The 26,656-nt window shown below is 71.8% G+C and carries 23 protein-coding genes, 1 tRNA gene and 1 riboswitch; of the genes, 19 read left to right on the plus strand and 5 right to left on the minus strand.

Features of this window, described 5'->3' with window-relative positions; all coding sequences use genetic code 11:
• Positions 1-6: 6 nt before the first annotated feature.
• Positions 7-207, minus strand: a complete 201-nt coding sequence (locus IEZ05_RS29430; protein WP_189233295.1) for an antitoxin — start codon at positions 205-207, stop codon at positions 7-9.
• A gap of 135 nt (positions 208-342) precedes the next feature.
• On the opposite strand from IEZ05_RS29430, the gene IEZ05_RS29435 reads away from it, so the two are divergent.
• Positions 343-1,116: an HNH endonuclease family protein gene (locus IEZ05_RS29435; protein ID WP_189233296.1), complete on the plus strand. Its 774-nt coding sequence runs from the start codon at positions 343-345 to the stop codon at positions 1,114-1,116.
• Between the two features lie 16 nt (positions 1,117-1,132).
• On the opposite strand, the gene IEZ05_RS29440 is transcribed toward IEZ05_RS29435, so the two are convergent.
• Both IEZ05_RS29440 and IEZ05_RS29445 read right to left on the minus strand, forming a co-directional pair.
• On the minus strand, positions 1,133-1,927 hold the full coding sequence (locus tag IEZ05_RS29440) for a hypothetical protein (RefSeq protein ID WP_189233297.1): 795 nt from the start codon (positions 1,925-1,927) through the stop codon (positions 1,133-1,135).
• A gap of 65 nt (positions 1,928-1,992) precedes the next feature.
• Complete coding sequence (locus tag IEZ05_RS29445; RefSeq protein WP_189233298.1) at positions 1,993-2,688, minus strand: hypothetical protein; 696 nt, start codon at positions 2,686-2,688, stop codon at positions 1,993-1,995.
• Between the two features lie 189 nt (positions 2,689-2,877).
• On the opposite strand from IEZ05_RS29445, the gene IEZ05_RS29450 reads away from it, so the two are divergent.
• From IEZ05_RS29450 to IEZ05_RS29515, 14 genes are all read left to right on the plus strand, one after another.
• On the plus strand, positions 2,878-4,911 hold the full coding sequence (locus tag IEZ05_RS29450) for an N-6 DNA methylase (RefSeq protein WP_189233299.1): 2,034 nt from the start codon (positions 2,878-2,880) through the stop codon (positions 4,909-4,911).
• Positions 4,912-5,036: 125 nt separating this feature from the next.
• On the plus strand, positions 5,037-5,699 hold the full coding sequence (locus IEZ05_RS29455) for a hypothetical protein (protein WP_189233300.1): 663 nt from the start codon (positions 5,037-5,039) through the stop codon (positions 5,697-5,699).
• A 38-nt stretch (positions 5,700-5,737) separates the two neighbouring features.
• On the plus strand, positions 5,738-7,228 hold the full coding sequence (pkaE, locus tag IEZ05_RS29460) for a serine/threonine protein kinase PkaE (RefSeq protein WP_268255239.1): 1,491 nt from the start codon (positions 5,738-5,740) through the stop codon (positions 7,226-7,228).
• 179 nt (positions 7,229-7,407) lie between these two features.
• The gene (locus IEZ05_RS29465) at positions 7,408-8,055 is read left to right on the plus strand and encodes a SurA N-terminal domain-containing protein (RefSeq protein ID WP_189233302.1); all 648 of its coding nucleotides are present in this window, start codon (positions 7,408-7,410) and stop codon (positions 8,053-8,055) included.
• A 69-nt stretch (positions 8,056-8,124) separates the two neighbouring features.
• A complete protein-coding gene (locus IEZ05_RS29470; protein ID WP_189233303.1) occupies positions 8,125-9,111 on the plus strand; it encodes a nucleoside triphosphate pyrophosphohydrolase in 987 nt (328 codons plus the stop codon).
• Positions 9,108-10,415: a cytochrome P450 family protein gene (locus IEZ05_RS29475; protein WP_189233304.1), complete on the plus strand. Its 1,308-nt coding sequence runs from the start codon at positions 9,108-9,110 to the stop codon at positions 10,413-10,415. Before IEZ05_RS29470 ends, IEZ05_RS29475 begins: the two co-directional genes overlap by 4 nt.
• Positions 10,416-10,558: 143 nt before the next feature.
• On the plus strand, positions 10,559-11,620 hold the full coding sequence (locus tag IEZ05_RS29480) for a LysM peptidoglycan-binding domain-containing protein (RefSeq protein WP_189233305.1): 1,062 nt from the start codon (positions 10,559-10,561) through the stop codon (positions 11,618-11,620).
• A 177-nt stretch (positions 11,621-11,797) separates the two neighbouring features.
• A riboswitch (cyclic di-AMP (ydaO/yuaA leader) is annotated at positions 11,798-11,963 on the plus strand.
• A gap of 3 nt (positions 11,964-11,966) precedes the next feature.
• Entirely contained in the window at positions 11,967-12,710 is a 744-nt protein-coding gene (locus tag IEZ05_RS29485; RefSeq protein WP_189233306.1) for a LysM peptidoglycan-binding domain-containing protein, read from the plus strand.
• Between the two features lie 267 nt (positions 12,711-12,977).
• Positions 12,978-14,258: a phosphopyruvate hydratase gene (eno, locus tag IEZ05_RS29490; protein ID WP_189233307.1), complete on the plus strand. Its 1,281-nt coding sequence runs from the start codon at positions 12,978-12,980 to the stop codon at positions 14,256-14,258.
• Positions 14,259-14,353: 95 nt separating this feature from the next.
• Positions 14,354-14,836, plus strand: a complete 483-nt coding sequence (locus IEZ05_RS29495; protein WP_189233308.1) for an FtsB family cell division protein — start codon at positions 14,354-14,356, stop codon at positions 14,834-14,836.
• Between the two features lie 29 nt (positions 14,837-14,865).
• Complete coding sequence (locus IEZ05_RS29500; protein WP_189233309.1) at positions 14,866-15,405, plus strand: DUF501 domain-containing protein; 540 nt, start codon at positions 14,866-14,868, stop codon at positions 15,403-15,405.
• Positions 15,402-16,343: a Ppx/GppA phosphatase family protein gene (locus tag IEZ05_RS29505; protein WP_189233310.1), complete on the plus strand. Its 942-nt coding sequence runs from the start codon at positions 15,402-15,404 to the stop codon at positions 16,341-16,343. The genes IEZ05_RS29500 and IEZ05_RS29505 overlap by 4 nt, the downstream gene beginning before the upstream one ends.
• A 418-nt stretch (positions 16,344-16,761) precedes the next feature.
• Positions 16,762-18,156 carry an NAD(P)/FAD-dependent oxidoreductase gene (locus tag IEZ05_RS29510; RefSeq protein WP_189233311.1) on the plus strand — a complete coding sequence of 465 codons (1,395 nt, stop codon included), beginning with the start codon at positions 16,762-16,764 and terminating at the stop codon, positions 18,154-18,156.
• Between the two features lie 246 nt (positions 18,157-18,402).
• Complete coding sequence (locus IEZ05_RS29515; RefSeq protein WP_189233312.1) at positions 18,403-19,719, plus strand: SAM-dependent methyltransferase; 1,317 nt, start codon at positions 18,403-18,405, stop codon at positions 19,717-19,719.
• A 96-nt stretch (positions 19,720-19,815) separates the two neighbouring features.
• Here the strand turns inward: IEZ05_RS29515 and IEZ05_RS29520 are convergent, their stop codons facing one another.
• Complete coding sequence (locus tag IEZ05_RS29520) at positions 19,816-22,347, minus strand: ABC transporter permease (protein ID WP_189233313.1); 2,532 nt, start codon at positions 22,345-22,347, stop codon at positions 19,816-19,818.
• 63 nt (positions 22,348-22,410) lie between these two features.
• Positions 22,411-23,181, minus strand: coding sequence for an ABC transporter ATP-binding protein (locus tag IEZ05_RS29525; protein ID WP_189233314.1), 771 nt, complete (start codon positions 23,179-23,181; stop codon positions 22,411-22,413).
• A gap of 431 nt (positions 23,182-23,612) precedes the next feature.
• On the opposite strand from IEZ05_RS29525, the gene IEZ05_RS29530 reads away from it, so the two are divergent.
• From IEZ05_RS29530 to IEZ05_RS29545, 4 genes are all read left to right on the plus strand, one after another.
• Positions 23,613-23,696: transfer RNA gene (locus IEZ05_RS29530), tRNA-Leu, on the plus strand.
• A gap of 346 nt (positions 23,697-24,042) precedes the next feature.
• Positions 24,043-24,333: a hypothetical protein gene (locus IEZ05_RS29535; RefSeq protein WP_189233315.1), complete on the plus strand. Its 291-nt coding sequence runs from the start codon at positions 24,043-24,045 to the stop codon at positions 24,331-24,333.
• Positions 24,334-24,368: 35 nt separating this feature from the next.
• The gene (gene lxmK / locus IEZ05_RS29540) at positions 24,369-25,508 is read left to right on the plus strand and encodes a class V lanthionine synthetase subunit LxmK (RefSeq protein ID WP_229869913.1); all 1,140 of its coding nucleotides are present in this window, start codon (positions 24,369-24,371) and stop codon (positions 25,506-25,508) included.
• A complete protein-coding gene (locus IEZ05_RS29545) occupies positions 25,505-26,527 on the plus strand; it encodes a T3SS effector HopA1 family protein (protein ID WP_189233316.1) in 1,023 nt (340 codons plus the stop codon). Before lxmK ends, IEZ05_RS29545 begins: the two co-directional genes overlap by 4 nt.
• Positions 26,528-26,656: the final 129 nt, after the last annotated feature.

Consider the following 26,656-nt stretch of genomic DNA (forward strand, 5'->3'; position numbering starts at 1 on the left):
GCGCGCCTACGGCCGCTCCGGCCGGTCACCGCCACGCTCGCGTCCGAAGCCCATCTGATCCTCGGCCCGCTGCTGCGCGGCGTCGACCTGCTTCTCGTGCTTGCCGCCGGTCCGCTCGTTGACCTGGCGTTCGGCGGCGTCGGACATCTTCCGGGAGCGGTCCTTGTCCTTGCCGGCCATGCTCTTCATCTTGTCGAGGAAGCCCATGCAGCGCTCCTTCCGGGACGTGACTCACCACCGACCGTACGCCAGATATGTCCCGCATGCCCACTAAGGCCCCGTATGGTCTGGACCTCTCCCTCGCTACGGTGGTGTCGGTGAACAGCAAGGGGAGGGGCGCGCATGGGACGGCGCAGCAGGATTCGTACGGCAGGGGCCGCGGGCGCGGTGCTCACCCTGGCCCTGGTGGCCGGGTGCGAGGGCCTCGAGAGTGACGGGACCGCGCCGTCCGCCGGCGGCGCCGAGGCGCCGCCGGCTGCGGGGCAGGCCGTCAGCCCGCTGCGCAACCCCGACGGGACCGAGCCCGGTCTCGGCCCGGTCACCGGCGACGCCGACCGGGCCGCGGCCCGCAAGCTCATCGAGACCCTGAAGACCAAGGGGCGCGGCCCCAGGACCGGTTACGACCGGGACGAGTTCGGCTACGCCTGGATGGACACCGCCGACGGCGTGCCGCTGGCGAGGAACGGCTGCGACACCCGCAACGACCTGCTGCGACGCGACGGCCAGGAGGTGCGCTTCCGTTCCGGGTCCAACTGTGTGGTGGTCGCGATGACGCTGCACGACCCGTACACGGGCACGACCATCGAGTGGCGCAAGCAGAAGGCGAGCGAGGTCCAGATCGACCACGTCGTGCCGCTGTCGTACAGCTGGCAGTTGGGGTCCTCGCGGTGGCCGGACAGCAAGCGCAGGCAACTCGCGAACGACCCCCTCAACCTCATCCCCGTCGAGGGCCGGGCCAACTCGGCCAAGAGCGACTCCGGGCCGGCCTCCTGGCTGCCCCCGAGCAAGGGCATCCGGTGCGCGTACGCCGTCCGCTTCGCCCAGGTCGCCGTCAAGTACGAACTGGCGGTGACCGCACCGGACCGGGAGGCCATGCTGCGGCAGTGCGGCGGCTGAGCCGGGCCGCCAGACCTCAGCCGCCCAGCGCGTCCAGGTCCAGGACGTCCCCGGAGGGCGCCTTCGCGGCCACCGGCTCGTCGTACGCGCTGAAGGTCATCGTGCCGGGGTCCTGCTCGGACGCGCTGTCGAAGCGCAGCAGGTACGGCTTGCCCTCGGTGGCGACGTACAGCGTGTTGCGGTCCGCGCCGTCCTTCTCGTACAGGACGAACGCGGGGGTGTCGCCGACGGTGGCGGGCTTGCCGCGCGTCACGTCCTGGCCGGCGCCGTCCATCTCGCCGAGCATCGCGTCCAGGTCGCAGAAGCCCGCCATGTCCTTGGCGTCCTGGCCGGTGGCGGCCATCTTGGTCCACTTGCCGGCCAGCATCGCCACGGCCGCGTCGGTGTCGGCCGCCGGCTCCCCCTCGCTCTGGGCGCGCAGGAACTTCTCGTCGTACTTCATGTAGAGCGTGCCGCCGGTCTTGATCAGCTCGGCCTCGCCCTGGCCGTCCAGGCTCATCGTGCCGGCGCACTGGCCCTGCCGGTCCATGGCCAGGTCGATCGTGATGGTGCCGCCGCTCTCGTCGTCGGGGACGTCGCCGGTCATGCGCAGCGAGCGTGCCCCGGTGGTGGCCTCGACGGCCCGTTCGGCGATCTGCGCCCCGGTCAGTCCGGCGAACGGTTCCGCGGGTGCGGATGCCGACGCCGGCTTCGACGCGGCCGCGGAGGCCGAGGTGCCGGACCCGTCGTCGTCCTTGCCTGACTGGCAGGCGGTGAGTCCCACGGTGGTCGTTGCCGCGAGGCAGAGGGCGACGAGAGTGGTGCGCCGCATGAGGGCTCCTTGGTGGTGCTGGGGGTGGTGAACGTACCCGGCGGAGGCCGGGTGGTGGTGGGGGGTCAGCCGGTCTTCTGCCAGTCCGAGCAGCCGACCGTCTTGAAGTAGGCGTCCGAGGCGCTGATGCGCACGACCGCCGTACCGGACACGTTGTTGTTCGCGATGATCGACTCGAGCGAGTGGTCGGCGTTCTTGGCGCGCTCCCAGTAGCAGCCGTCGTCGGTGTTGCCCGTGGACTTGTAGGTGCCGGGGGCGATGTCGGTGCCGACCGCGAACATGCCGCCGTCCCCGGACATCTTGGCGGCGGGAGTGCCCTTGGCCTTCGGGTCGACGGCCTCCCAGTCGCCGCAGCCGCTCGACTTGAAGAACTTGTCGGTGGCCTTGACGGTGACGTAACCGGTGCCGGTCACATTGTCGTTGGCCAGCAGCGAGTCCAACTCGCCCGAGGCGTCCTTGGCACGCTCCCAGTAGCACATGCCGTCCGTGTTGCCGGTGGTGCGGTAGGTGCCGGGCTTGACGTCCGAGCCGACCTCGAAGTCGCCGTCCCCCTCGAAGGCGGCCTTCTTCTCCGCCTTCGCCGCGTCCGCGCCGCCCCCGGCCGAACCCGCGTCCTTCTTGCCGCCGGACTGCTGCCCGGCGGACGCCGAAGAGCTCTTGCCGTCGGAGCCGCCGTCGTCGCTGCCGGAGTTCGCCGAGACGGCTCCGATGACGACGATCCCCACAACGGCGCCCAGCGCGACCTTGCCCTTCATGCCCATGGCTGTGTCCCCTCCCCTGTGGCGACCGCCTCTTGTCGGCGACCGCTCGTTGGCGAGGTCAATAAGAACAGATGCTGTGAACCGAGTCAACCAGGTTCACAGAGTCGAGCGAGTACACGGCCGTGAATGCGTCGATCCACGCCGTCTCGGTATGCTCGTCGCCACACACGGACGAGGGGAGCCGCGCGGGTGCAGGACAACGCGACTGAAGTGACCGCCGCCGGAATCGCACGGCTCGCCGGTGTCGGCCGCGCGGCCGTGAGCAACTGGCGCCGCCGGCACGCCGACTTCCCCAAGCCCGTCGGCGGCACCGAGACCAGCCCCTCCTTCGCCCTCGCCGAGATCGAGGAATGGCTGCGCAGCCAGGGCAAGCTCGCCGAGGTCCCCCTGCGTGAACGCGTCTGGCAGCAACTCGCCGGCCACCCCGAGGGACCGGTCACGGCGCTCACCCACGCCGGCTGCGTCCTCCTGCTCATCCACGACCGCCCCACCGACTGGCTGGACATGAGCGCCGGCTCCGACGAGCGCCTCGCCGCCCTGCTGCCCGCCGCACTCGACCAGGTGCTCGCCCCGCGCTTCGGCACCGACCGCGACCGCACTGTCGCCACCCCGATCAGCCCCCGCCTGCTGCCCTCCGTACCGCTCCTGCGCGGCGCCGCCGAACTCGCCGCGGCCCAGGGCGCGCGGCAGACGTACGAGTTCCTGCTCGGCCGGCACCTCGACGCCAACCCGCGGCACTACACCCTCACCCCGAACCCCCTCGCCGAGCTGATGGCCGAACTCGCCGGCCCCGCCCGGACGGTGCTCGACCCGGCCTGCGGCACCGGCACCCTGCTCCGCGCGGTCGACGCCCGCCCCGGCCAGGAGCAGTACGGCCAGGACAGCGCCCCCGAACTGGCCGCCCTCACCGGACTGCGGCTCGCCCTGAGCAGCACGGCCGCCGTGCGCATCGCCGCCGGCGACACCCTGCGCGCGGACGCCTTCCCCGAACTGCGCGCCGACGCCGTCCTGTGCCACCCGCCGTTCAACGAGCGCAACTGGGGACACGACGAACTCGCCTACGACACCCGCTGGGAGTACGGCTTCCCGGCCCGCACCGAGTCCGAGCTGGCCTGGGTGCAGCACGCCCTGGCCCGCCTGACGGACGGCGGCACGGCCGTCCTCCTCATGCCGCCCGCCGCCGCCTCCCGCCGCTCCGGCCGCCGCATCCGCGCCGACCTGCTGCGCCGGGGCGCCCTGCGGGCCGTCGTCGCCCTGCCGGTCGGCGCGGCACCGCCGCACAACATCCCGCTCCACCTGTGGGTGCTGCGCCGCCCCGAGAAGGCCCCCGCACAGCCGGAGGTACTGCTCGCCGACACGGGCCAGTTCGCCGGCGAGGGACGCGGCGGACCGGACTGGCGGGCCGTACGCGAGGCCGTGCTCGACGCGTGGCGGGACTTCGACCGCGCCGGACACCTCGACGAACGCCCGGGCCTGGCCCGCTCCCTGCCCGTCATCGCACTCCTCGACGACGACGTCGACCTCGCCCCGGCCCGCCACCTGCCGCCGCCCGCCGCCGCCGACGGCGCCGAACAGCTCACCGACGTACGCGAACGCCTCGGCGAGACCCTGCGCCTGGCCGCCGACCTCACCCCGCCGCCCGCCGGCACCGCACCGGCCACGCCCCGCTGGCCCCTCACCACCGTCGGCGAACTCGCCCGCGGCGGCGCCCTGAAGATGCGCACCGGCACGAACGGCGGCCACGCGCGCGTGCCCGTCCTCACCGACCTCGACGTCCTCGCCGGCACCGCCCCCACCGGCACCCTCCCGGAGAGCGACGAGGAACCCGTGCTCACCGAGCCGGGCGACGTCGTCCTGCCGGTCCTCGGCGGCGACTCCGTCGCCCGCGTGATCGACGACGCCACCGCCGGCGCCGCCCTGGGACGCCACCTCGTCCTGCTGCGCCCCGACCCGGCCGCGCTGGACCCCTGGTTCCTCGCCGGGTCCCTGCGCGGCACCGCCAACAACCGCCAGGCCAGCAGCTACGCCTCCACCGCCACCCGCCTCGACGTACGCCGCCTCCAGCTCCCCCGGCTCCCGCTGGACGCACAGCGCCGCTACGGCGCCCGCTTCCGCGCCCTCGACGAGTTCGAACGGGCGCTCAGGCACGCCGGCCGCCTCGGCGAGCAGCTCGTACGCGGCATGTACGACGGCCTGACGGACGGCACGGTCGCCCCCGACTGACGCCCCGGGCACGGGAAGTGACCAGCACGACAACGGTTCGGTACAACCCTGGGCCGGTTGTCCGTGTCGGCCTATACGCTCGATGCCGACAACGTCGGTCCACGCCCCAGGTACCAGGAGCAGCCATGCATGGCCACGGCTACCCGCAGCCGGTGAAGCAGCCACCCCCGACGGGCTGGCTGGTCTTCCTGCGCGTGCTGTTCGTGGCCATCTCGGTCTTCACCATCGGCCTGCTGGCCTGGACGATGCTGCTGCGGCTGGCGATCGTCACGCGCAAGGCGCTGGACTGGGGCCTGTTCGTGGCCGCGATGGCCGCGGACGCGCTCGCGCTCGTCCTGATCGGCACCGAGCCCGGCGACGAGATCCACACCGCGGGCGGCTGGACGGGCATGGCCCTGCTGTTCGGCACGCTCGTGGCCGTCATGGCGTACTACCTGGCGGCCGACGTCCGCCACTTCCACCAGCTCCGCTACGGGACCGGATACGCGCCCCAGCCGGCCCCCGCCCCGGGGTACGGCTATCCGCAGTCCCCGGCGTCGCCGTACACCGCCACCACCGTCCCGCAGACGGCCCGTCAGCCGATCGTGCCCCAGCCCCACCACACCCCGCCCCCGATGCCGCCGACGCCCACCCCGGTACCGACGCCGCCTGCCCAGACCCCCGCACCCACCCCGCCGCCGCACACCCCCGCCCCCGCCCGCATCGACCAGGTCCGCGCCGAACTCGACGAGCTCAGCGACTACCTCCGCAGGCACGACGGCAACGGCAATCACGAGGGCATGAGGTGACCGTGGCGACAGGACGCGTCGTCGCCGGCCGCTACGAGCTGTCCACGCTCATCGGACAGGGCGGCATGGGCCAGGTCTGGACGGCATACGACCAGCGGCTCGACCGGCGCGTCGCCGTGAAGCTGCTGCGCCCCGACAAGGTGGCCGGCCAGGAGGCCGACGAACTGCGCCGCCGGTTCGTGCGCGAATGCCGGGTGACCGCGCAGGTCGACCACCCCGGCCTGGTCACCGTGCACGACGCGGGCAGCGAGGGCGAGGAACTCTTCCTCGTCATGCAGTACGTCGACGGCGCCGACCTCTCCGACCACCTCGCCGAGCACGACCCCTACCCCTGGCAGTGGGCCGTCGCGGTCGCCGCCCAGCTGTGCGCCGTCCTCAGCGCCGTGCACGCCGTGCCGATCGTCCACCGCGACCTCAAGCCGCGCAACGTGATGGTGAAGCAGGACGGCACCGTCACCGTCCTCGACCTCGGCGTCGCCTCCGTCATGGACGCCGACACCACCCGCCTCACCCACACCGGCACCCCCATAGGCTCACCCGCCTACATGGCGCCCGAGCAGGCGATGGGCGGCGCCGTCGGCCCCTACACCGACCTGTACGCACTCGGCGTCCTCCTGCACGAACTGCTCAGCGGCGACGTCCCGTTCGCGGGATCGACGGCCCTCGGCGTACTCCACCGGCACCTGTACGAACCGCCCCTGCCGGTGCGCCGCATACGCCCCGAGGTCCCCGAGGCCCTCGAGGCACTCGTCCTGCGCCTGCTCGCCAAGGACCCGCAGCACCGCCCCGCCTCCGCCCAGGAGGTCTACGAACACCTGGCCCTGCTGCTGCCCGCACGCGGCATGCCCACCGGCGGCCCCCTCGACCCCACCCGCCCCTTCGTACGCCCGCACGCCCCCTGGCCCGACCGCGCCCGCACCCCCGCACCCCGGCCCGCCCCGGCCGCCCCCGTCGCCGAAGCCGGGAAGCCGGACGTCGCCCGCGCCGTCGACGACGTCAAACGCCTCCTCGGCGAGGGCCGCATCACCCAGGCCGTCGACATCCTCGGCGCGATCCTGCCCGCCGCCGCCGAACAGCACGGCGAACGCTCCCCGGTCGTCCGCAGCCTGCGCAAGCAGTACGCCGCCACCCTCATGGACGACGGCCAGTACCGCCGCGCCCTGCCCGAACTGCGCCGGCTCGCCGACGAACGTGCCGCCGAGGCCGGCCAGGCCGACCCCCAGTCCCTGCGCCACCGCTACGACGCCGCCCAGTGCCTGGAACAGCTCGGCGAACCGGCCGCCGCCCTCGCCGAGTACCGCGCCCTGCTGCCGTACTACGAGAACCAGTACGTCGCCGGCGACCCCGACCTCGCCCACGACGTCCGCCGCCGCATCGGCCACCTCCTGCTCGCCCTCGGCGACCGCGCCGCCGCCCACGAGACGCTGGCCCGGCTCCTGCACGACGTGGAGCGCACCCACGGCCCCGGGCACCCCCTCGCGGCCGAGGTCCGGCGCACGCTCGAATGGCTCGGCCAGGTACGCGGCTAGTCCCCGCGGTCCGCCGGCCCTCACCGGCCGACCGACCCGGCACCTTCGGCGGCGGCGCGGCGGTGCCCGAAGTCCCCGTGAATCGTTGGTCGAATGGGTTGGCCAAAGCTGGGCCACTGCCTACCATCGATCATCGCAAGACTTTGTGCACCGTCGCACAATCTCCTCGGGAGGTTTCCTTGCACCGCCGCCGTCGCACCGCGCTCCTCCTCACCGCCGCGATCGCCGCCGCGGCCCCCCTGCTCACCGCCTGCGGGAACGACGCGCATCCCGGCGCGGCCGCCGTCGTCGGCGACCAGCGGATCACCGTCGCCCAGCTGGAGAACCGGGTCGACGAGGTACGCGACGCGCAGCGGGCCGCCGTCCCGGACGACACCCAGTACCAGCAGGTCGTCGCCCGCACCGGCACCCTCACCCGCGACACCCTGCACGGCATGGTCCTCGACCGGGTACTGCACCGCGCCGCCCAGGACGCGGGCGTGAGCGTCTCCCGCAAGGAGGTCCAGCAGATGCGCAGCGGCCTGGAGCAGCAGGCCGGCGGCGCCAAGGAGCTGGAGACCGTCTGGCTCCAGCAGTACGGCGTCGCCCCCGAGCGTCTCGACGAGAACCTCCTCGTCCAGCTGGAGGCCCAGAAGCTCGCCGAACACCTCGGCACCGACACCAGCCGCCCCGAGTTCTGGCAGGCCCTGTCCAAGGCCTCCCAGCAGCTCGACGTCGACCTCAACCCGCGCTACGGCACCTGGGACGTCCAGAAGAGCAGCCGCGTCGACGCCAAGACACCGTGGGTACGGGAAGTGACGGCGGCCGGAGCCCAGCGGACGGCGTAGCGGCGTCCGCGCGGGCCGCGGCCCGGGGACGACCGCGGCCCGGCCCGCACCGTGCGTTACGTTCGGATCGTGAACGCAACCAGCGCCGACCCCGCTCCCGGCACCGCCCCCGACCCGGGCCGCATCGTCCTGCTCACCACCAGCCACCGCGTCGCCCCCGGCCTGCTGTCCTGGCCCGCCTGGCAGGCCCTGCGCACCGCCGACCGCGTGCTGTGCGCCGACACCGCGCACCCGCAGCTGCCGTACCTGCGCGAGGCGGGCATACGGGTCGACGAGGCATCCCCGGCCGCCGAGGAACTGGTCGCCGCCTGCGCGGGCGGTCACACCGTGGTCGTCGTCGCGACCGGCGAGGGCGAGCCGGCCCTCACCGACGGCCTGGCCCGCCTCGCCGGCTCCGGCCGCGTCGCCATGCCCGAGCTGGAGCTGCTCCCCGCCTCCTACGACCTGCCGGGCGCCCGCCTCCTCGACCTCGTCCAGGTCATGGACCGCATCCGCGCGCAATGCCCCTGGTCCTCCCAGCGGACGCACCAGGGACTGGCGAAGTACGCCATCGAGGAGGCCTACGAACTCGTCGAGGCCATCGAGGACGGCGACCGCGACGAACTGCGCGAGGAACTGGGCGACGTCCTCCTCCAGGTCGTCTTCCACGCCCGCATCGCGGAGGAGGACACCGAGGCGCCGTTCTCGATCGACGACGTCGCGGCCGGCATCGTCACCAAGCTCGTCCACCGCCACCCGCACGTCTTCGGCGACGAGACGGCGACCACGCCGGAAGAGGTCAGGGAGCACTGGCTGCGCACCAAGGCGGTGGAGAAGCAGCGCACCTCGGTCACCGAGGGCGTCCCCCTCGGCCAGCCCGGCCTGGCCCTCGCCGCCAAACTGGCCTCCCGGGTCCGCACGGCGGGCCTGGAGGTACCGCTCCCCGGTGGCGAGGGCATCGGCTACGAACTCCTCGCCCTCGCGGCCCGCGCCGAATCGGAGGGCACGGACCCGGAAGCGGCCCTGCGCGCAGCGGCGCGGGCCTACCGGGACGCGATCAGGGAGGTCGAGGGATGACCGGCGGGCCCGCCCCCGACCGCCCGGCTCCCGAGCTGTTCACCTGGGAGTTCGCGAGCGACCCCTACCCCGCCTACGCCTGGCTGCGCGAGCACGCCCCCGTGCGCCGCACGACCCTGCCCAGCGGCGTGGACGCCTGGCTGGTCACCCGGTACGCCGACGCCCGGCAGGCCCTCGCCGACCAGCGGCTGTCCAAGAACCCGGCGCACCACGACGAGCCCGCACACGCCAAGGGGAAGACCGGCATTCCGGGCGAGCGCAAGGCCGAGCTGATGACGCATCTGCTCAACATCGACCCGCCGGACCACACGAGGCTGCGCCGGCTGGTGAGCAAGGCGTTCACGCCACGGCGCGTCGCCGAGTTCGCGCCACGGGTGCAGGAGCTCGCCGACGATCTGATCGACCGGTTCGCCGCCACCGGCTCCGCCGACCTCATCCACGAATTCGCCTTCCCCCTGCCCATCTACGCCATCTGCGACCTGCTCGGCGTGCCCCGCGAGGACCAGGACGACTTCCGGGACTGGGCGGGCATGATGATCCGCCACGGGGGCGGCCCCCGGGGTGGCGTCGCACGGTCGGTCAAGAAGATGCGGGGCTATCTCGCCGACCTCATCCACCGCAAGCGCGCCGCACTGCCGGCCGAGCCCGGCCCCGGCGAGGACCTCATCTCCGGTCTCATCCGCGCCTCCGACCACGGTGAGCACCTCACCGAGAACGAGGCCGCGGCCATGGCGTTCATCCTTTTGTTCGCCGGGTTCGAGACCACGGTCAATCTCGTCGGCAACGGCACGTACGCCCTGCTCACCCACCCCGAGCAGCGGGCCCGTCTGCAGGGCTCCCTCGCCGCCGGCGAGCGCGGTCTGCTGGAGACCGGCGTCGAGGAACTGCTCCGCTTCGACGGCCCCGTGGAGCTCGCCACCTGGCGCTTCGCCACCGAGGCGCTCACCATCGGCGGGCAGGACATCGCTCCCGGCGATCCCGTCCTCGTCGTCCTGGCCGCCGCCGACCGGGATCCGGAGCGGTTCGCCGACCCGGACACCCTCGACCTCTCCCGCAGGGACAGCCAGCACCTCGGGTACGGCCACGGCATCCACTACTGCCTCGGCGCCCCGCTCGCACGGCTGGAGGGGCAGACCGCGCTCGCCACGCTCTTCACCCGCCTCCCGGACCTGGCCCTCGCCGCGGACCCGGCCGAACTGCGCTGGCGCGGCGGGCTCATCATGCGGGGGCTGCGCACCCTGCCGGTGTCGTTCACACCGGTCCCGTCGCCGCCCGGGAACGATCCGTCGCCGACGCAAAGGTGACACGCGCTCACCTCTGTGATCTTCACGTGATCTGCGCGGCATGAACTTGTGACAAGCGATCATCTGCCTATACGTTCACGGATCAGCGTGGCGCCGAGCATCACTCGCCGCGCCGCCCTCGCTGTCTCGTGAAAGGTCGTCGCATGCTCTCCGGGAACGGTCGTCACCGTCGCCCCCGCCAGGCTCCCGCCCTGGTCGTCGCTGCAGGAGTGACCGGCTCCGCCATCGCGATCCCGCTCCTGGGGGCCACCGGCGCCCACGCGGCCGACGGAACGAACTGGGACCGGGTCGCCGAGTGCGAGACGGGCGGTGCCTGGAGCCAGAACAGCGGCAACGGGTACTACGGCGGCCTGCAGCTGTCCCAGGACATCTGGGAGCAGTACGGCGGTCTGGGGTACGCGTCGAGCGCCGACCAGGCGAGCCGCTCGCAGCAGATAGCCGTCGCCGAGAAGGTGCTCGCGGCCCAGGGCATCGCCGCCTGGCCGACCTGCGGCCTGCTCGCGGGGCTGGGCAACGACTCGGGAGTCCTGTCCGGCGGCACCGGGGCTCCGGGTGACGGGGCGTCGGCGGGGGAGAGCGGTTCGGGCACTTCGGGTACGCCCGGGTCATCCGGGTTGACCGATTCCAGTGAGTCCGTCCCCGAATCGTCTTCTTCGGCGACCCCCTCCCCGTCCCAGTCCCCCTCCCGGTCCGGCTCCCCGTCGCCGTCCGCCTCGGCCACGACTGACGCCGCGTCGGGCAGTGGGGACGAAACGGCCAAGTCCGACACGTCCACCCCGTCCGGCACTCCGGCCGACGGTGACGCGCAGGCGTCCGACGGCACGGGTGCCGCCGCGCCGGGCGGTGAGGAGTCGGACAAGTCGGGGCAGACTGACGCCGCTTCGGGGCTCACCGGCACCGAGGGGACCACGACCGGCCGGCACCGCGGCGACAGCGCCGAGGAGGGCGCGGTGGACGGCCGTACGGCGGAGTCGTCGGGGCGGCACGCCTCGCGCGACGAGAACGGCGGCCGCGGCCTCACGGACGGCTCGTACACCGTCCGTTCGGGCGACAGTCTGTGGGGCATCGCCGACTCCCTTGACCTCACCGGCGGATGGCACGCGCTCTACGCCGACAACAAGGACGTGGTCGGCGCCGACCCGGACCACATCCTGCCCGGTCAGAAGCTCATGGTCGGGGGCGAACCGGTCGAAAACCAGGGGTAGTTCGCGTCATGGTTAGAGGCTGTATGTCCGTTTTGGATCACGTGAGAGATAGGTCTCAGAAGCCGTGATCGTCTTTGAAAATCGGCCGAGCGCATGTCTACGGTCGTGACCGCTCGCCACCGCGGGCCCCGACCGCCACAACGCCGAATCCTGCCAGTGGCGGTACGGGAACAGTCGTCGCGTCAAGCGCCGCAGGCAGGAGCGGGGGACCCAAGGTAAGTGCCGCGCCGGGCAGCGATCCGGAGCGGCTAGGGGTGAAGCCGAGTCCCGCAAGGGACCCGGCCGGGCAACTCAACCGGCCCGAACCCGACAGCTCACCTCGCAGGCGTCGGTGAGGGGATCAACCATGCTGTTTTCCGGCAAGGGCAAGCACCGTCGTCCGTCCAAGGCCACCCGTGTCATCGCCGTCGCCGGCGTCACCGGTGCCGCCGTCGCCGCCCCGCTGATGGCGGCCGGCAACGCCTCCGCCGCCACCGCGTCCGAGTGGGACGCCGTCGCCCAGTGCGAGTCCGGCGGCAACTGGTCCATCAACACCGGCAACGGCTACTACGGCGGTCTGCAGTTCTCGGCCTCCACCTGGGCCGCCTACGGCGGTACGCAGTACGCCTCGACCGCCGACCAGGCGAGCAAGACGCAGCAGATCGCGGTCGCCGAGAAGGTGCTCGCGGGCCAGGGCAAGGGTGCCTGGCCGGTCTGCGGCACCGGCCTGTCGAGCGCCGCGTACACCGGCGGCTCCGCCGAGAGCCAGGACGGCGGCTCCTCGCAGTCCTCCGGCAGCTCCGAGAGCTCGCAGAGCCAGAGCGGCGGTTCCACGGCCGAGCGGTCCACCGAGCAGAAGGCCTCCCGCTCCTCCGAGCGTCCGGCCGCCAAGGCCGAGACGAAGGCCGAGAAGAAGACCGTCACCACCCCGACCGGCAAGAAGGTCGAGAAGGGCGACGGCGAGTACAAGGTCGTCAAGGGCGACACGCTCAGCTCGATCGCCGCGGAGCACCACGTCGAGGGCGGCTGGGCGAAGCTGTTCAAGCTGAACGACGACATCGTCGACGAGGCCGACCTGATCTACCCGGGCCAGCAGCTGCACCTCAAGTAAGCGGCGGCCCGCCCTGCTCCCGCCCCGGTGCGTGTTCCCCCGTACGCACCGGGGCGGGTTTTTCACGCCCCGGTGGCCGGGGGAGGCCGCCGGGTTTCCGTGAACGGTCTTTGTTCCGTTCGGAAACAATTTACTCTCGGTTCTGTCCATCGGGTGGGCGACCGGCTGGCCGATCGCCCGGAGCCGGTTAGGCTCGTCCCGCAGAGCCGCTGCGGTCCTCGCGGACCCGCGTCACACCGAAGCGTCACATTGAAGAAGGAGATGCTCGTGCCGTCCATCGACGTCGTCGTAGCCCGGGAAATCCTGGACTCCCGAGGCAACCCCACGGTCGAGGTCGAGGTCGGCCTCGACGACGGCAGCACGGGGCGTGCCGCCGTTCCGTCCGGCGCCTCCACCGGTGCCTTCGAGGCCATCGAGCTCCGTGACGGCGACCCCAACCGCTACCACGGCAAGGGTGTCGAGAAGGCCGTCCTCGCCGTCATCGAGCAGATCGGCCCGGAGCTCGTCGGCTACGACGCCACCGAGCAGCGCCTGATCGACCAGGCCATGTTCGACCTGGACGCCACCGACAACAAGGGCTCGCTGGGCGCCAACGCCATCCTCGGCGTCTCCCTCGCCGTCGCCCACGCCGCCTCCGAGGCCAGCGACCTGCCGCTGTTCCGCTACCTGGGCGGTCCGAACGCGCACCTGCTGCCGGTGCCGATGATGAACATCCTGAACGGCGGCTCGCACGCCGACTCCAACGTGGACATCCAGGAGTTCATGATCGCCCCGATCGGCGCGGAGTCCTTCTCCGAGGCGCTGCGCTGGGGCACCGAGGTCTACCACACCCTCAAGAAGGTGCTGAAGGGCAAGGGTCTGGCCACCGGCCTCGGCGACGAGGGCGGCTTCGCCCCGAACCTCGGCTCCAACCGTGAGGCGCTCGACCTCATCCTCGAGGCCATCAAGGAGGCCGGCTACACCCCGGGCGAGCAGATCGCGCTCGCGCTGGACGTCGCCGCGTCCGAGTTCTACAAGGACGGCTCCTACACCTTCGAGGGCAAGGAGCGCTCGGCCGCCGAGATGACCGAGTACTACGCCGAGCTGGTCGAGGCGTACCCGCTGGTCTCCATCGAGGACCCGCTGTTCGAGGACGACTGGGAGGGCTGGAAGACCATCACCGACAAGCTCGGTGACAAGGTCCAGCTCGTCGGCGACGACCTGTTCGTCACCAACCCGGAGCGTCTGGCCCGCGGCATCGAGGACGGTGCCGCCAACGCCCTGCTGGTCAAGGTCAACCAGATCGGTTCGCTGACCGAGACCCTGGACGCCGTGGAGCTGGCCCAGCGCAACGGCTTCAAGTGCATGATGTCCCACCGCTCCGGCGAGACCGAGGACGTCACCATCGCCGACCTGGCCGTCGCCACCAACTGCGGCCAGATCAAGACCGGCGCCCCGGCCCGCTCCGAGCGCGTCGCCAAGTACAACCAGCTGCTGCGCATCGAGGAGATCCTCGACGACGCCGCGGTGTACGCCGGCCGCAGCGCGTTCCCGCGCTTCAAGGGCTGACAGCCCGGTAGAAGGCAGCGTCGTACGTACGTCCCCGTACCCGGTCCCGTACCGTGTGCGGGGACGTACGCGCGTGCACGGGAGGCGGAGACCAGATGGCCGTGAAGGACCGGGACCGTTTCTCCACCGCGACCAGGATCCGGATCATCGGGGAACAGACCGCGGCCCGGGTCTACCGTTCGCAGACCAAGCGCCAGGCCCGCCGTTCCCGTCTGACCGGCCGGGCGGCGCTGCTTGCGATGGTGCTGTGCTCGCTCGTCGTGGCGCTCGCCTACCCGATACGGCAGTACGTCGCCCAGCGCGCGGAGATCGCCGACCTGCGCGAGGAGCAGGCGCGGACCCGCCAGCGGGTCGAGGACCTGCGCGACCTCAAGGCACGCTGGCAGGACGACGCGTACGCCGAGCAGCAGATCCGCCTGCGGCTGCACTACGTGATGCCGGGGGAGACGGGGTTCATCGTCGTCGACCCGCACGCGGCCGAGCAGGCGCGCACCGACGTCGGGGCGGCCGACCGTCCCTGGTACCGGAACGTGTGGGACGGGGTCGACAAGGCCGACGCCGCCGCCCACCGGCAGTGACTCAACAGGAAGACCAGCAGAAGACAGTCATGCAGACTCCCCCGCCGACCACCCCGCGCACCGAGCCCACCGACGCGGACGTGGAGGCCTTCAAGCAGCAGCTCGGGCGTCCCCCGCGCGGCCTGCGCGCCATCGCGCACCGCTGCCCCTGCGGACAGCCGGACGTCGTCGAGACGGCGCCGCGGCTGCCCGACGGCACGCCGTTCCCCACGCTGTACTACCTGACGTGCCCGAAGGCGGCCTCCGCGATCGGCACGCTGGAGGCGAACGGCGTGATGAAGGAGATGACCGAGCGGCTGGCCGCCGACCCGGAGCTGGCCGACGCCTACCGGGCGGCGCACGAGGACTACATCCGGCGGCGCGACGAGATCGAGGAGCTGACCGGTTTCCCGAGCGCGGGCGGCATGCCGGACCGGGTGAAGTGCCTGCACGTGCTGGTCGCCCACTCGCTGGCGGCCGGTCCCGGCGTCAACCCGCTGGGCGACGAGGCGATCGGGATGCTGCCCGAGTGGTGGGGCAAGGGGCCGTGCGTGACGGTTTCCGGGACCTGTGGGGAGGACGCCAAGTGACCCGTGTCGCCGCCATCGACTGCGGTACGAACTCGATCCGGCTCCTGGTGGCCGACGCGGACCCTGCGACGGGCGAGCTGACCGACCTGGACCGGCGCATGACCATCGTGCGGCTCGGGCAGGGCGTCGACCGCACCGGGCGGCTGGCGCCGGAGGCGCTGGAGCGGACGTTCGCCGCCTGCCGCGAGTACGCCGGGATCATCAAGGAGCACGGCGCCGAGCGGCTGCGCTTCGTGGCGACCTCCGCCTCCCGGGACGCGGAGAACCGGGACGAGTTCGTGCAGGGGGTGCTGGACATCCTCGGCGTGGAGCCGGAGGTCATCTCCGGCGACCAGGAGGCCGAGTTCTCCTTCACGGGCGCGACGAAGGAGCTGACCGGCCGCGCGGACCTCGACAAGCCCTACCTGGTCGTGGACATCGGCGGCGGCTCGACCGAGTTCGTGGTCGGCGACGACCAGGTGCGGGCCGCCCGCTCCGTGGACGTCGGCTGCGTCCGGATGACGGAGCGGCACCTGGTCCGCGACGGCGCGGTGACCGACCCGCCGTCCGAGGACCAGATCGCGGCCATACGGGCCGATGTCGAGGCGGCCCTGGACCTCGCCGAGCAGTCGGTGCCGCTGCGGGAGGCGCGCACGCTGGTGGGTCTGGCCGGCTCCGTGACGACGGTGTCGGCGATCGCGCAGGAGCTGCCGGAGTACGACTCGGCCGCCATCCATCACTCCCGGGTCTCCCGCGACCGGGTCCGCGAGATCACCGACTGGCTGCTGCGCTCCACCCACGCCGAACGTGCCGCGGTGCCCTCGATGCACCCGGGCCGGGTCGACGTGATCGCGGCCGGGGCGCTGGTGCTCCTGGCGATCATGGAGCGGACGGGTGCGGAGGAGGTCGTCGTGAGCGAGCACGACATCCTCGACGGCATCGCGTGGTCGGTGGCGTAGGGGTCCGCGGTGGCTCTCTGAGCAGGCCGGACAACGTTTGAGCGCGCCCGGGGGCCTCGCGAGGGGCCCCCGGCGACATCTCGTCGGGAAACTTCGTGAAGTTCTTCACAAGGAATTGGGCCCCGTCGGACGAGGAAAGACCGTCGATTGACCCTTTTGGGGGTTCAACTGCCCTTTGAACGTGTTCAGGACGGTGTTCGGACGGGGCACCGGGGAGGGTCCGGCGAGGGCTGGTCCACCGCCCTCGAAGGCGCGGAGCGGCAGCTCACGCGGCATTGACAACGGGGTGCACTACACGCTGGTTCCTTCCCCCGCCATGATCTCCGTCACGTGGGCGGCGGATGGTAGCACAGCGTCCACCGAAGCTTGTGAAGGGGCGCACGAACCACCCCCCTCGGACGGGTGGATACTCGATGCCATGAGCACCACGGAGCGTCCCAGGATCCTCGTAGTAGGCGGTGGGTACGTAGGCCTGTACGCAGCTCGACGCATCCAGAAGAAGATGCGTTACGGCGAGGCGACCGTCACCGTCGTCGACCCGCGGTCGTACATGACCTACCAGCCCTTCCTCCCCGAAGCCGCCGCCGGCAACATCTCCCCGCGGCACGTCGTCGTCCCCCTGCGACGCGTGCTTCCGAAGGCGGAGGTCCTCACCGGCCGGGTCACCACCATCGATCAGGACCGCAAGGTCGCCACGATCGCCCCGCTGGTCGGCGAGGCGTACGAGCTGCCCTTCGACTACCTGGTCATCGCCATGGGCGCGGTCTCCCGCACCTTCCCGATCCCCGGCCTCGCCGAGCAGGGCATCGGCATGAAGGGCATCGAGGAGTCCATCGGTCTGCGCAACCACGTCCTGGAGCAGCTGGACAAGGCCGACTCCACCACCGACGAGGAGATCCGCCGCAAGGCGCTCACCTTCGTCTTCGTCGGCGGCGGTTTCGCCGGCGCGGAGACCATCGGTGAGGTCGAGGACATGGCCCGCGACGCGGCCAAGTACTACAAGAACGTGTCCCGCGAGGACATGCGCTTCATCCTCGTCGACGCCGCCGACAAGATCCTCCCCGAGGTCGGCCCGAAGCTGGGCGCCTACGGCAAGGAGCACCTGGAGAGCCGCGGTGTGGAGATCTACCTCTCCACCTCGATGGACTCCTGCGTCGACGGTCACGTGGTGCTGAAGAACGGCCTCGAGGTCGACTCCAGCACCATCGTGTGGACGGCCGGCGTCAAGCCGAACCCGGCCCTGTCCCGCTTCGGTCTGCCGCTGGGTCCGCGCGGTCACGTCGACTGCCAGCCCACCCTCCAGGTCACCGGCACGGACTACATCTGGGCCGCGGGCGACAACGCCCAGGTCCCGGACCTCGTCGGCCGCAAGGCGGGCAACGAGAACGCCTGGTGCCCGCCGAACGCCCAGCACGCGCTGCGCCAGGCCAAGGTCCTCGGCGACAACGTGGTCTCCGGCATGCGGGGCTTCCCGCAGAAGGAGTACAGCCACGCCAACAAGGGCGCGGTGGCGGGCCTCGGCCTTCACAAGGGCGTCGCGATGATCGTCATGGGCAAGATGAAGATCAAGCTCAAGGGACGTCTCGCCTGGTACATGCACCGCGGATACCACGGTCTCGCGATGCCGACCTGGAACCGCAAGATCCGTGTCCTCGCGGACTGGACGCTCGGCATGTTCCTCAAGCGCGAGGTCGTCTCCCTCGGTGCGATCGAGACGCCGCGCGAGGAGTTCTACGAGGCCGCCAAGCCGGCCCCGGCCGCGCCGAAGGCCAGCGAGAAGCCGGCGGAGAAGACCGAGGCCAAGGCCTCCTGACCCCCGGTCACCCGCAACCGTAGTACCGGCAACACCCCGAAGGGGCCGCCCGCCATCCGTGGTGCGGGCGGCCCCTTCGGCGTGTCCGGGCCCTCGTCCTCGGTCGTTGCGCCAACAGGGCGACAGGAACATGGTGTATACACGTATTTTGCTCAGTCGTAACGCGCGCCGGGGACTGTACGCGGGGGTCCCAGGTGTTTACGTGGTGTCAGGACATTCCGGGATCGCTTGTCACGGAGGTACGCCATGGCTGATGCCGCGCTGCGGCTGCAGAACCTCTTCGAACAGTTGCTGGGAGCACCGCTTCCGGTGCGCGTTCGCGCCTGGGACGGTTCGCAGGCGGGTCCGCCCGGCGCGCCGACGCTCGTCGTCCGTCACCGCAGGGCACTGCGCCGGCTGCTGTTCAAGCCGGGCGAGCTGGGGCTGGCCCGGGCCTGGGTGGCCGGGGAACTCGACATCGAGGGGGACCTCTACGCCACCCTCGACCTGCTCGCCGGGCTCATCTGGGAACGCGGCGAGGACGCCCGGGGGCTCGCCGCCGCCCTCCGTGACCCCGAGGTGCGGGCCGCCGTCCGCGGGCTCGTGAGGCTCGCCGGTCCGCCGCTGCCGCCCGCGCCGCCGCAGGAGGAGATCCGCAGGGCCCGCGGCCACCTCCACACCAAGCGCAGCGACCGGCGCGCCATCAGCCACCACTACGACGTCGGCAACGACTTCTACGAACTCGTCCTCGGCCCGTCCATGGTGTACTCCTGCGCCTACTGGTCCGCACCCGAGTCCGAGGGCGGCACCCTGGAGACCGCCCAGCGCGACAAGCTCGAACTCGTCAGCCGCAAGCTCGGCCTGAAGTCCGGTCAGCGCCTCCTCGACGTCGGCTGCGGCTGGGGCTCCATGGCCATCCACGCGGCCCGCGAGCACGGCGTGAGCGTCGTCGGTGTCACGCTGTCGCAGGAGCAGGCCGCCTACGCGCGCAAGCGGGTCGCCGACGAGGGGCTCACCGACCGGGTGGAGATCCGCGTCCAGGACTACCGGGACGTCGCCGACGGACCGTACGACGCGATCTCGTCCATCGGCATGGCCGAGCACGTCGGTGCCGAGCGGTACCTGGAGTACGCCGTCGACCTGCACCGGCTCCTCAAGCCCGGCGGGCGGCTGCTGAACCACCAGATCGCCCGCCGCCCCCAGCGGGACGAGTCCACCTACAACGTGGACGAGTTCATCGACGCCTACGTCTTCCCCGACGGCGAGCTGGCCCCCGTCGGCACCACCGTCACCCAGCTGGAGCGCGCCGGGTTCGAGGTGCGCGACGTCGAGTCGATCCGCGAGCACTACGCGCTGACCCTGCGTCGCTGGGTGACCAACCTGGAGTCCGGGTGGGAGGCGGCCACCCGGCTCGTCAGCCCCGGCCGGGCCCGCGTCTGGCGCCTGTACATGGCCGCCTCCGCGCTCGCCTTCGAGCACAACCGCATCGGCGTCAACCAGGTCCTCGCCGTCAAGACCCCCGAGTCGGGCGCCTCCGGGATGCCGTTGCGGGCCCGCGTGTGGGGTGCGCCCGGCCGCGCTTGATCCGGACACGACCCGAAGGGCCGGGCCGGACACGACCCGAAGGGCCGGGCCCCCGCGCGGGGAGTCCGGCCCTCGGTGTGCCGCGGCGCGGCGAGGTCACTCGGCCTTGATCGCGTTCAGCATGTTCAGCCGGGCGGCGTTGCGGGCCGGCCACATCGCGGCCAGGACGCCCACCAGACCGGCCAGCACCACGAAGATCCCGATCCGGTCCCAGGGCAGGACCAGCGCGTACCCAGGGATCTGGTCCGCGACGGTCTCGCCGATCGCCCAGCCGAGGAACGTGCCGAGACCGATGCCGACCACCGCGCCGAACACCGAGATCACGACGGCCTCCAGCCGGACCATCCGCTTGACCCGGCGCCGGTCCAGACCGATCGCACGCAGCATGCCGATCTCCTGCTGCCGTTCGAAGACGGACATCGCGAGGGTGTTGACGACGCCGAGCACCGCGATGATCAGGGCCATGGCCAGCAGGCCGTACATGACGTTCAGCAGGGTGTTGATGGCGCCGCCGAACTCGTCGCGGATGTCCTGCCGGTCCATCACGGTGATCGCGGGGTTGTCGCCGAGCGCGTCGACGAGGACGTTCTCGTTCGCCGCCGACTGGCCCCCGTCGACCTTCACGAAGATCTGCCGGATCGACGGCTTCGTCTCGTGCCGGTCCACGACCTCGCGGTCGACGAGGACGGGGGAGAGGAACTCGCTGTCCTTGTAGACGGCGCCGACCGTCAGCGTGGCCTTCTCGTCGTCGTCGAAGGTGACGGGAACGGTGTCGCCGGTCTTCCAGCCCCTGCTCTCGGCCGTCTTCTCGGCGACCGCGATCCGGCCCTCGGCGAGCGAGCCCGCGCTGCCGCTGACGACGTCGACGGTCAGGACCTTCTCGATGTCGCCCGGGGTGACCGCCGAGGCGGACACGTAGTCGCCGTCGACCCGGAAGTAGGCGTCCTGCTGCGGCGAGACCGCGGACACGCCCCGGGCCTTCTCCAGTGCCGTCAGCGCGGACCGGTCGAGGTCGCCTCCGTTGGCCATCGAGACCATGTAGTCGGCCTTGATGTTGTCCGTGGTCATCTTGTCGATGGCCGCGCCGACCGTGACGCCGAGCACCGACAGGCCGGTCACCAGCGTCAGCCCGATCGCCAGCGCCGAGGCGGTGGCGCCGGTGCGGCGCGGGTTGCGGACCGCGTTCTGGCCGGCCAGCTTGCCCGCCACCCCGAACGGGCCGACGAGCAGCGGACGGACGAGCGCGATCACGGGCCGGGACAGCAGCGGGATCAGCACGATCACGCCGATCAGCGCGAGGAACGCGCCCGCCCCGATGTACATCCGCCCGTCGTCGCCGCCGGTCGAGGCACCCGCCACGATCCCCGCCGCACCGAGGGCGGTGACGGCCGCACCGATGGAGTTGCGCAGCACCAGCGACTTGGTGGTGGCCACCGCGTGGACGCTGTTCATGGCCGCCACCGGCGGGATCTTCGCGGCCCGGCGGCCGGGCAGCCAGGCGGCGAACATCGTGATCAGCACGCCCACCGAGACCGCCGCGACCACCGGCGTGGCCGACAGGACCAGCGGACCGTCCGGCATCTTCATGTCGAACGCGGCCATGCCGGAGCGCAGTCCGACGGCCAGACCGATGCCGAGGACGAAGCCGACGGCCGAGGCCGCCAGGCCCACCAGCGCGGCCTCGGCGAGCACCGAGCGGGTGATCTGCCGGCGGGACGCGCCGACGGCGCGCATCAGGGCGATCTCCTTGGTGCGCTGGGCGACCAGCATCGTGAACGTGTTGGAGATCAGGAAGATGCCGACGAAGAGCGCGATGCCCGCGAAGCCGAGGAGGACCTGCTTGAGGTTGCCCAGGCCCTGTTCGATCTGCTCGGCCTGCTCGTCCGCGAGCGCCTGGCCGGTCCGGGCCTCGGCGGTGTCCGGCAGCAGCGTCTCGACCGCGCCGAGGATCTTCGTGTCGCTCGCGCCGGGGGCGGCGGTGACGGTGACGCTCTCGAAGTAGCCCGGCTGGAGGTACTGCTTCTGGGCGACGGCCGTGTCGAAGAGGACCAGGCTGCCGCCGGCGTTGACGGCGCCGTCCTCGGTGGTGAACACCCCGCTGAGGGTGTACTCCTTCACTGGGCCGTTGGTCGCGACGCGCACCCGGTCGCCGACCTGGTACTCGCCCTTGGCGGCGGACTCCTCGTCCAGGGCGATCTGGTCGTCCTTCACCGGGCCGGAGCCGTCGGTGAACGTGTAGGCGGTGTCCTTGCCGTCCTTGCCGGGGGCGAAGTTGGAGCCCTTGTTGGACCAGCCGACGCCGATGAGCTTCCCGTCGGGGTCGGCGACTCCGGCGAAGCCCTCGACGCGGCCGTACACCCCGGCGACGCCGTCCACGGCGGAGATCCGGTCGAGGACCTTGCCGGAGAGGCCGGGCTCCTCCCGGGGGTTGTCCGGGTCGGCGTGCGAGGTGACGGCGACGGCGACGTCGTCGTAGCTCTTCGCCGACTGGTTGCGGAAGGCGTTGGAGAGGGTGTCCGCGAAGACCAGGGTGCCGGACACGAACGCCACGCCGAGCATCACGGCGAGCACGGTCATCAACAGCCTGGCCTTGTGCGCGAAGACGTTGCGCAAGGCGGTACGGAACATGGGTCTACTTCGTCCAGACGTACGGGATGGAAGGCGGTGGGGCGTCAGCTGGTGCTCGGCGCGTCAACTGGTGCGGCCCTTGGCGTCGAAGCGCTTCATACGGTCCAGCACCTTGTCGGCCGTCGGCCCGTACACCTCGTCGACGATGCGTCCGTCCGCGAGGAAGACCACCCGGTCCGCGTAGGCGGCGGCCACCGGGTCGTGGGTGACCATCACGACCGTCTGTCCCAGTTCCCGCACGGAGTTGCGCAGGAAGCCCAGTACCTCGGCGCCCGAGCGGGAGTCGAGGTTCCCGGTCGGCTCGTCACCGAAGATGATCTCCGGCCGGGAGGCAAGGGCCCGGGCCACGGCGACGCGCTGCTGCTGGCCGCCGGAGAGCTGGGAGGGACGGTGGCCGAGCCGGTCGGACAGGCCGATCATCTGGATCACGGAGTCCAGCCACTGCTTGTCCGGCTTGCGGCCCGCGATGTCCATCGGGAGGGTGATGTTCTCCAGTGCGGTGAGCGTCGGCAGCAGGTTGAACGCCTGGAAGATGAAGCCGATCTTGTCCCGGCGCAGCTTGGTCAGCTGCTTGTCCTTCAGCGAGCCCAGCTCGGTGTCGCCGATGCGCACCGAACCGGAGGAGAAGGTGTCCAGCCCGGCGACGCAGTGCATCAGCGTGGACTTGCCGGAGCCGGACGGGCCCATGATCGCGGTGAACTCGGCCTGCCGGAAGTCGACGGAGACCCGGTCGAGGGCGACCACCTGGGTCTCGCCCTGGCCGTAGATCTTGGAAAGCTCCGTGGCGCGCGCGGCCACGGTGGTGGACCGGTCGGCGATGGGTGCGGTGGTCACGGGAAGGGTGCTCCTGTCGGTACGGCGGTGTGCTCGGGGACGTCATCCATCGTCCCGGCCGCGGGGTGCCGTGTAGTCAGCCGCTGTTCCGGTTTCGGGGGGCGACTGTGGTCGGACGGCCGCGGTCGGTGTCATACCTGCGGATGACGGGCGACCCCGAAGGGCGACCCCTGACGGCGCCCGTGACGGGCCCGTTGTCGCAGGCGGGCGCGAGAACAGGTCGGCCGGCCTGGTCGAGACGGTGAAATCCCGTCATTCCGCATACGTGGCCGACCGTCGCACGCGAGGCTGTTGGCAAGTGCGGATGGCCTGCCCACGGAGCTGATGCACCCTCAGGCGCCAATAAAATAAGACAACATCGGTCCGCCCGCCCGCTGCCGCAGGGGCGTGTCCCGATAGGGTCGAGGCACTCGACGCGGTGCCCATGGCCTGCCCGGATGGTGGAATGCAGACACGGCGAGCTTAAACCTCGCTGCCCCTTCGCGGGCGTGCCGGTTCGAGTCCGGCTCCGGGCACTCACCGCGCTCCCGCGTCCCGCCTCGGCGACGAGGCCGTGGACGCCGGCACTCCTCCGCGCGGCGGAAGCTCAGCGGGAGCACGCGCGCGTCACGCGCCGCCGTCACCCGCCTCCCGCATCCCGCCATCTGAGCCGGCCGAGCCGCGGACCGCGGGTACCCCTGTGCGTTGCCGGTCTCCCGGATGCCGGCCTGCCCCGCTGCCGCCTTCCCGCCCGCCCCCCGGCCCGTCCGGCGGGCACTGCAGCAACCTGACCGCCCCCTGCACCAACATGTCACCGATCTCTGTGGAGTGTGACCGTCAACGCTGAGAAAGTCTTCGTGAGAGGGAAATCGAGGGGGAACAGTGAAGAGGAATTTCCATTCGCTCGTCGTCGGCTCCATCGCCCGCGTGGGTGTGGTCGCCGGTACCGCCCTGCTGATCGGCGGATCGCCCATGGCGGCCGGCAGCGCTTTCGCCGAGGACCGGGAGCCGGTCGTCCCGCATTCCGCGGAGATGAACGGCGAGCGGATTCCCGGGGAAATCCGGCAGATGATCGAGGACATTCGGGAGCACCTTCCCGAGCTCCCCGGTCCCGTCACCGGAATCTCCGGTCCCGTCACCGGGCCCCCCGGCCCCGTCAACGGCTGGCAGTGACCGGTCGGTCGGCTCTCCGAGGTCTGTGAGGGATTGTGGGCAACAACCGTGCGGCGACCTTCAAGCCGCGAGATCTGGACGAGGTGCCGTCGGTGGACGCGCTGCTCGTCGAACTGGGAACGGGACCGTTCGTCCGGGACTCCCTGACGGCACCGGTCGGGCGCAACGACTCCTGGGCGGGCACCACCGCCGGTGGGCGCAAGGTCTTCGTCAAGCACCTGATCGGCCCCGCCGCCGATGTCCGGGCGCGCATGCGGCGCCTGCTGTCCTTCGAGTCCTTCGCCGAGACCCTGCCCACGGCTGCGCTGCGCGGCCCGGCCTTCCTGGGCGCGGACGAGGAGGCGGCCCTGGTCGCCTACGACCTCGTCGAGGACGCGCGCAGCGGTGCGGAGCTGATGATCGACGAAAGTTTCGGGACCGGACTCGCCGAGCGCGTCGGGCGGGCCATCGGGCTGCTCCACGAGGCGCCGGCCGGCAGCTCCCCCGCGCTCGACGAGTCCCGGCCGCCCCATCCGCCGGAGGGGTTCCTGCGGGGACTGCCGCTGCCGGTCTTCGAGTCGCTGAGCTTCGCCGAGCTGCAGGGCTGGCGGCTGATGCAGACCGACGAGGGCCTGGTCAGGGCCATCGGGGAGCTGCGTGCCAGGGAGCGGGAGGCGCCCCGGGTGCCGTCCCACTGCGACCTGCGGGTCGATCAGTTCCTGGTGCGGGACGAGGACTTCCTGGTGACGGACTGGGAGGAGTTCAGGCTGGCGGACCCGGCCCGTGACGTCGGCGCCTTCGCCGGCGAGTGGCTGCACCGCTCGGTACTGGACATCGTCACCACCCGTGGCGACGTGGCCTTCCAGGACGTCGAACTGACGCACGAGACCGTCCTCAGCCGCGGCGCGGAGAAGATGCAGCGGCTGCTGCCGCTGGTGACCGCCTTCTGGCGCGGCTACCGGCAGGCGCGTCCCACGGTGGACGGGCAACTGGCCACGAGGGCCACCGCGTACGCCGGCTGGCACATGCTCGACCGGCTGATGGCGGGCGCGTCCCGGACGTCGAGGCTCTCCGGCATCGAACGGGCGGCGGCGGGCATCGGCCGGGCCGCGCTCATCGACCCCGAGAGGTTCGTGACCACGCTCGGCTTCACGGACCTCGCCGAAGAAGCCGAAGAACACGAGGTGGCCGCATGATCCAGGCACCGGAACAGGTCGTTCCCGGCACACTGCCCGCCCGGCTGCGGGAAGCGCTCGGGCAGGTGACCGTCGCCGACGACGGCACCCGGGCGCAGGTGGCCGACCGGGAGGTCACGGCGGACAGCCCGCGCGAGATGCGCCGGCTGCTGGCCGAGGCGCTGTACGACATCCTGCACGCGGGACAGTTCGTCGAGAAGGGGCAGCTGTCCTTCCGGCTGCGGGACGAGGCCTTCGAACGCGTCCTCGGCGCGGCGGTGCCGCACGAGCGGAGCGTCGCCCGCGCACGGCTGCATGTCCCCCCGCAGGACGACGGCCCCGACGCACGCGCCCTGGTCGAACGGGACGGTGTGCGGGTGTGGGTGCCGGCGCACGCCGTCCGCACGGACGGCGGACTCACGGCGGGGCAGGTCGTGACCCTCGACGTCCCCGCACGCCGGCCCGCTCTGTCGCCCGGGTTCTTCGTGGTGGACGGCTCGCTGCCGCGCAGCCCCCACCGGGAGGTGCTGCGCGTGTACGTCCACGTCACACGATGGCAGGACGCCGCCGGGGTGTGGGCCCGCGCCCTCGGTCACCTGGAGGAGGGCGGGGTCGCGTACCGCTCGAAGATCCTGTCCGCCAAGGCGCTGTACCCCCGGCGCGACGCTCTGGTCGTGTACCTCGGACAGGAGTCGTGGCCCGAGGTGCCGGCTCTCGCCGAGGCGCTGTCGGGGACACCCGGCGTCGGGAGCGAGACGTCCGTCTTCGCCGAGCCCGTGGCGCCCGGCGTCGCCGTGGCCCGGGAACCGGAGGACGACCGTCCCGGCATGTCCGGCCTGAGCTTCGGCCAGCACCGTGCCACCGCCCTGGCCCGCGCCCTGCTCGACGGCGCGGCCGGTGCTACCGACCTGGAGCGCGCCGTCGTGGCCCGCTTCACCGAGGCGGGCATCGACCCGGCCCGCCCGGCGCACAACAGCGCCCCGTCCGAACGTCCCGCAGTGCCGTCCGGCCTACGGGTTCCCGGTTCCGTGCCCGCCTGACCAGGCACGCACGGACGTCGACAAGGAGAGATTCATGGACAAGTCCATGGCCATCATGGAGCTCGTTTCGCACTACGACGCCTACGCGGACGTCGACGAGCTGAACATCACGGCGGCGGCCGACGCCCC

The organism is Streptomyces flaveolus (assembly GCF_014648815.1).
Taxonomy (GTDB): Bacteria; Actinomycetota; Actinomycetes; order Streptomycetales; family Streptomycetaceae; genus Streptomyces; species Streptomyces flaveolus.

Bases quoted from the DNA above. Each gene is read 5' to 3' on its own strand.
- IEZ05_RS29520 (WP_189233313.1), bottom strand. From the start codon at position 22,347: ATGTTCCGTACCGCCTTGCGCAACGTCTTCGCGCACAAGGCCAGGCTG.
- IEZ05_RS29515 (WP_189233312.1), top strand. From the start codon at position 18,403: ATGGCTGATGCCGCGCTGCGGCTGCAGAACCTCTTCGAACAGTTGCTG.
- IEZ05_RS29495 (WP_189233308.1), top strand. From the start codon at position 14,354: ATGGCCGTGAAGGACCGGGACCGTTTCTCCACCGCGACCAGGATCCGG.
- IEZ05_RS29440 (WP_189233297.1), bottom strand. From the start codon at position 1,927: ATGCGGCGCACCACTCTCGTCGCCCTCTGCCTCGCGGCAACGACCACC.
- IEZ05_RS29430 (WP_189233295.1), bottom strand. From the start codon at position 207: ATGGGCTTCCTCGACAAGATGAAGAGCATGGCCGGCAAGGACAAGGAC.
- IEZ05_RS29435 (WP_189233296.1), top strand. From the start codon at position 343: ATGGGACGGCGCAGCAGGATTCGTACGGCAGGGGCCGCGGGCGCGGTG.
- IEZ05_RS29455 (WP_189233300.1), top strand. From the start codon at position 5,037: ATGCATGGCCACGGCTACCCGCAGCCGGTGAAGCAGCCACCCCCGACG.
- IEZ05_RS29475 (WP_189233304.1), top strand. From the start codon at position 9,108: ATGACCGGCGGGCCCGCCCCCGACCGCCCGGCTCCCGAGCTGTTCACC.
- IEZ05_RS29445 (WP_189233298.1), bottom strand. From the start codon at position 2,688: ATGGGCATGAAGGGCAAGGTCGCGCTGGGCGCCGTTGTGGGGATCGTC.
- IEZ05_RS29510 (WP_189233311.1), top strand. From the start codon at position 16,762: ATGAGCACCACGGAGCGTCCCAGGATCCTCGTAGTAGGCGGTGGGTAC.
- IEZ05_RS29480 (WP_189233305.1), top strand. From the start codon at position 10,559: ATGCTCTCCGGGAACGGTCGTCACCGTCGCCCCCGCCAGGCTCCCGCC.
- IEZ05_RS29485 (WP_189233306.1), top strand. From the start codon at position 11,967: ATGCTGTTTTCCGGCAAGGGCAAGCACCGTCGTCCGTCCAAGGCCACC.
- IEZ05_RS29545 (WP_189233316.1), top strand. From the start codon at position 25,505: ATGATCCAGGCACCGGAACAGGTCGTTCCCGGCACACTGCCCGCCCGG.
- IEZ05_RS29500 (WP_189233309.1), top strand. From the start codon at position 14,866: ATGCAGACTCCCCCGCCGACCACCCCGCGCACCGAGCCCACCGACGCG.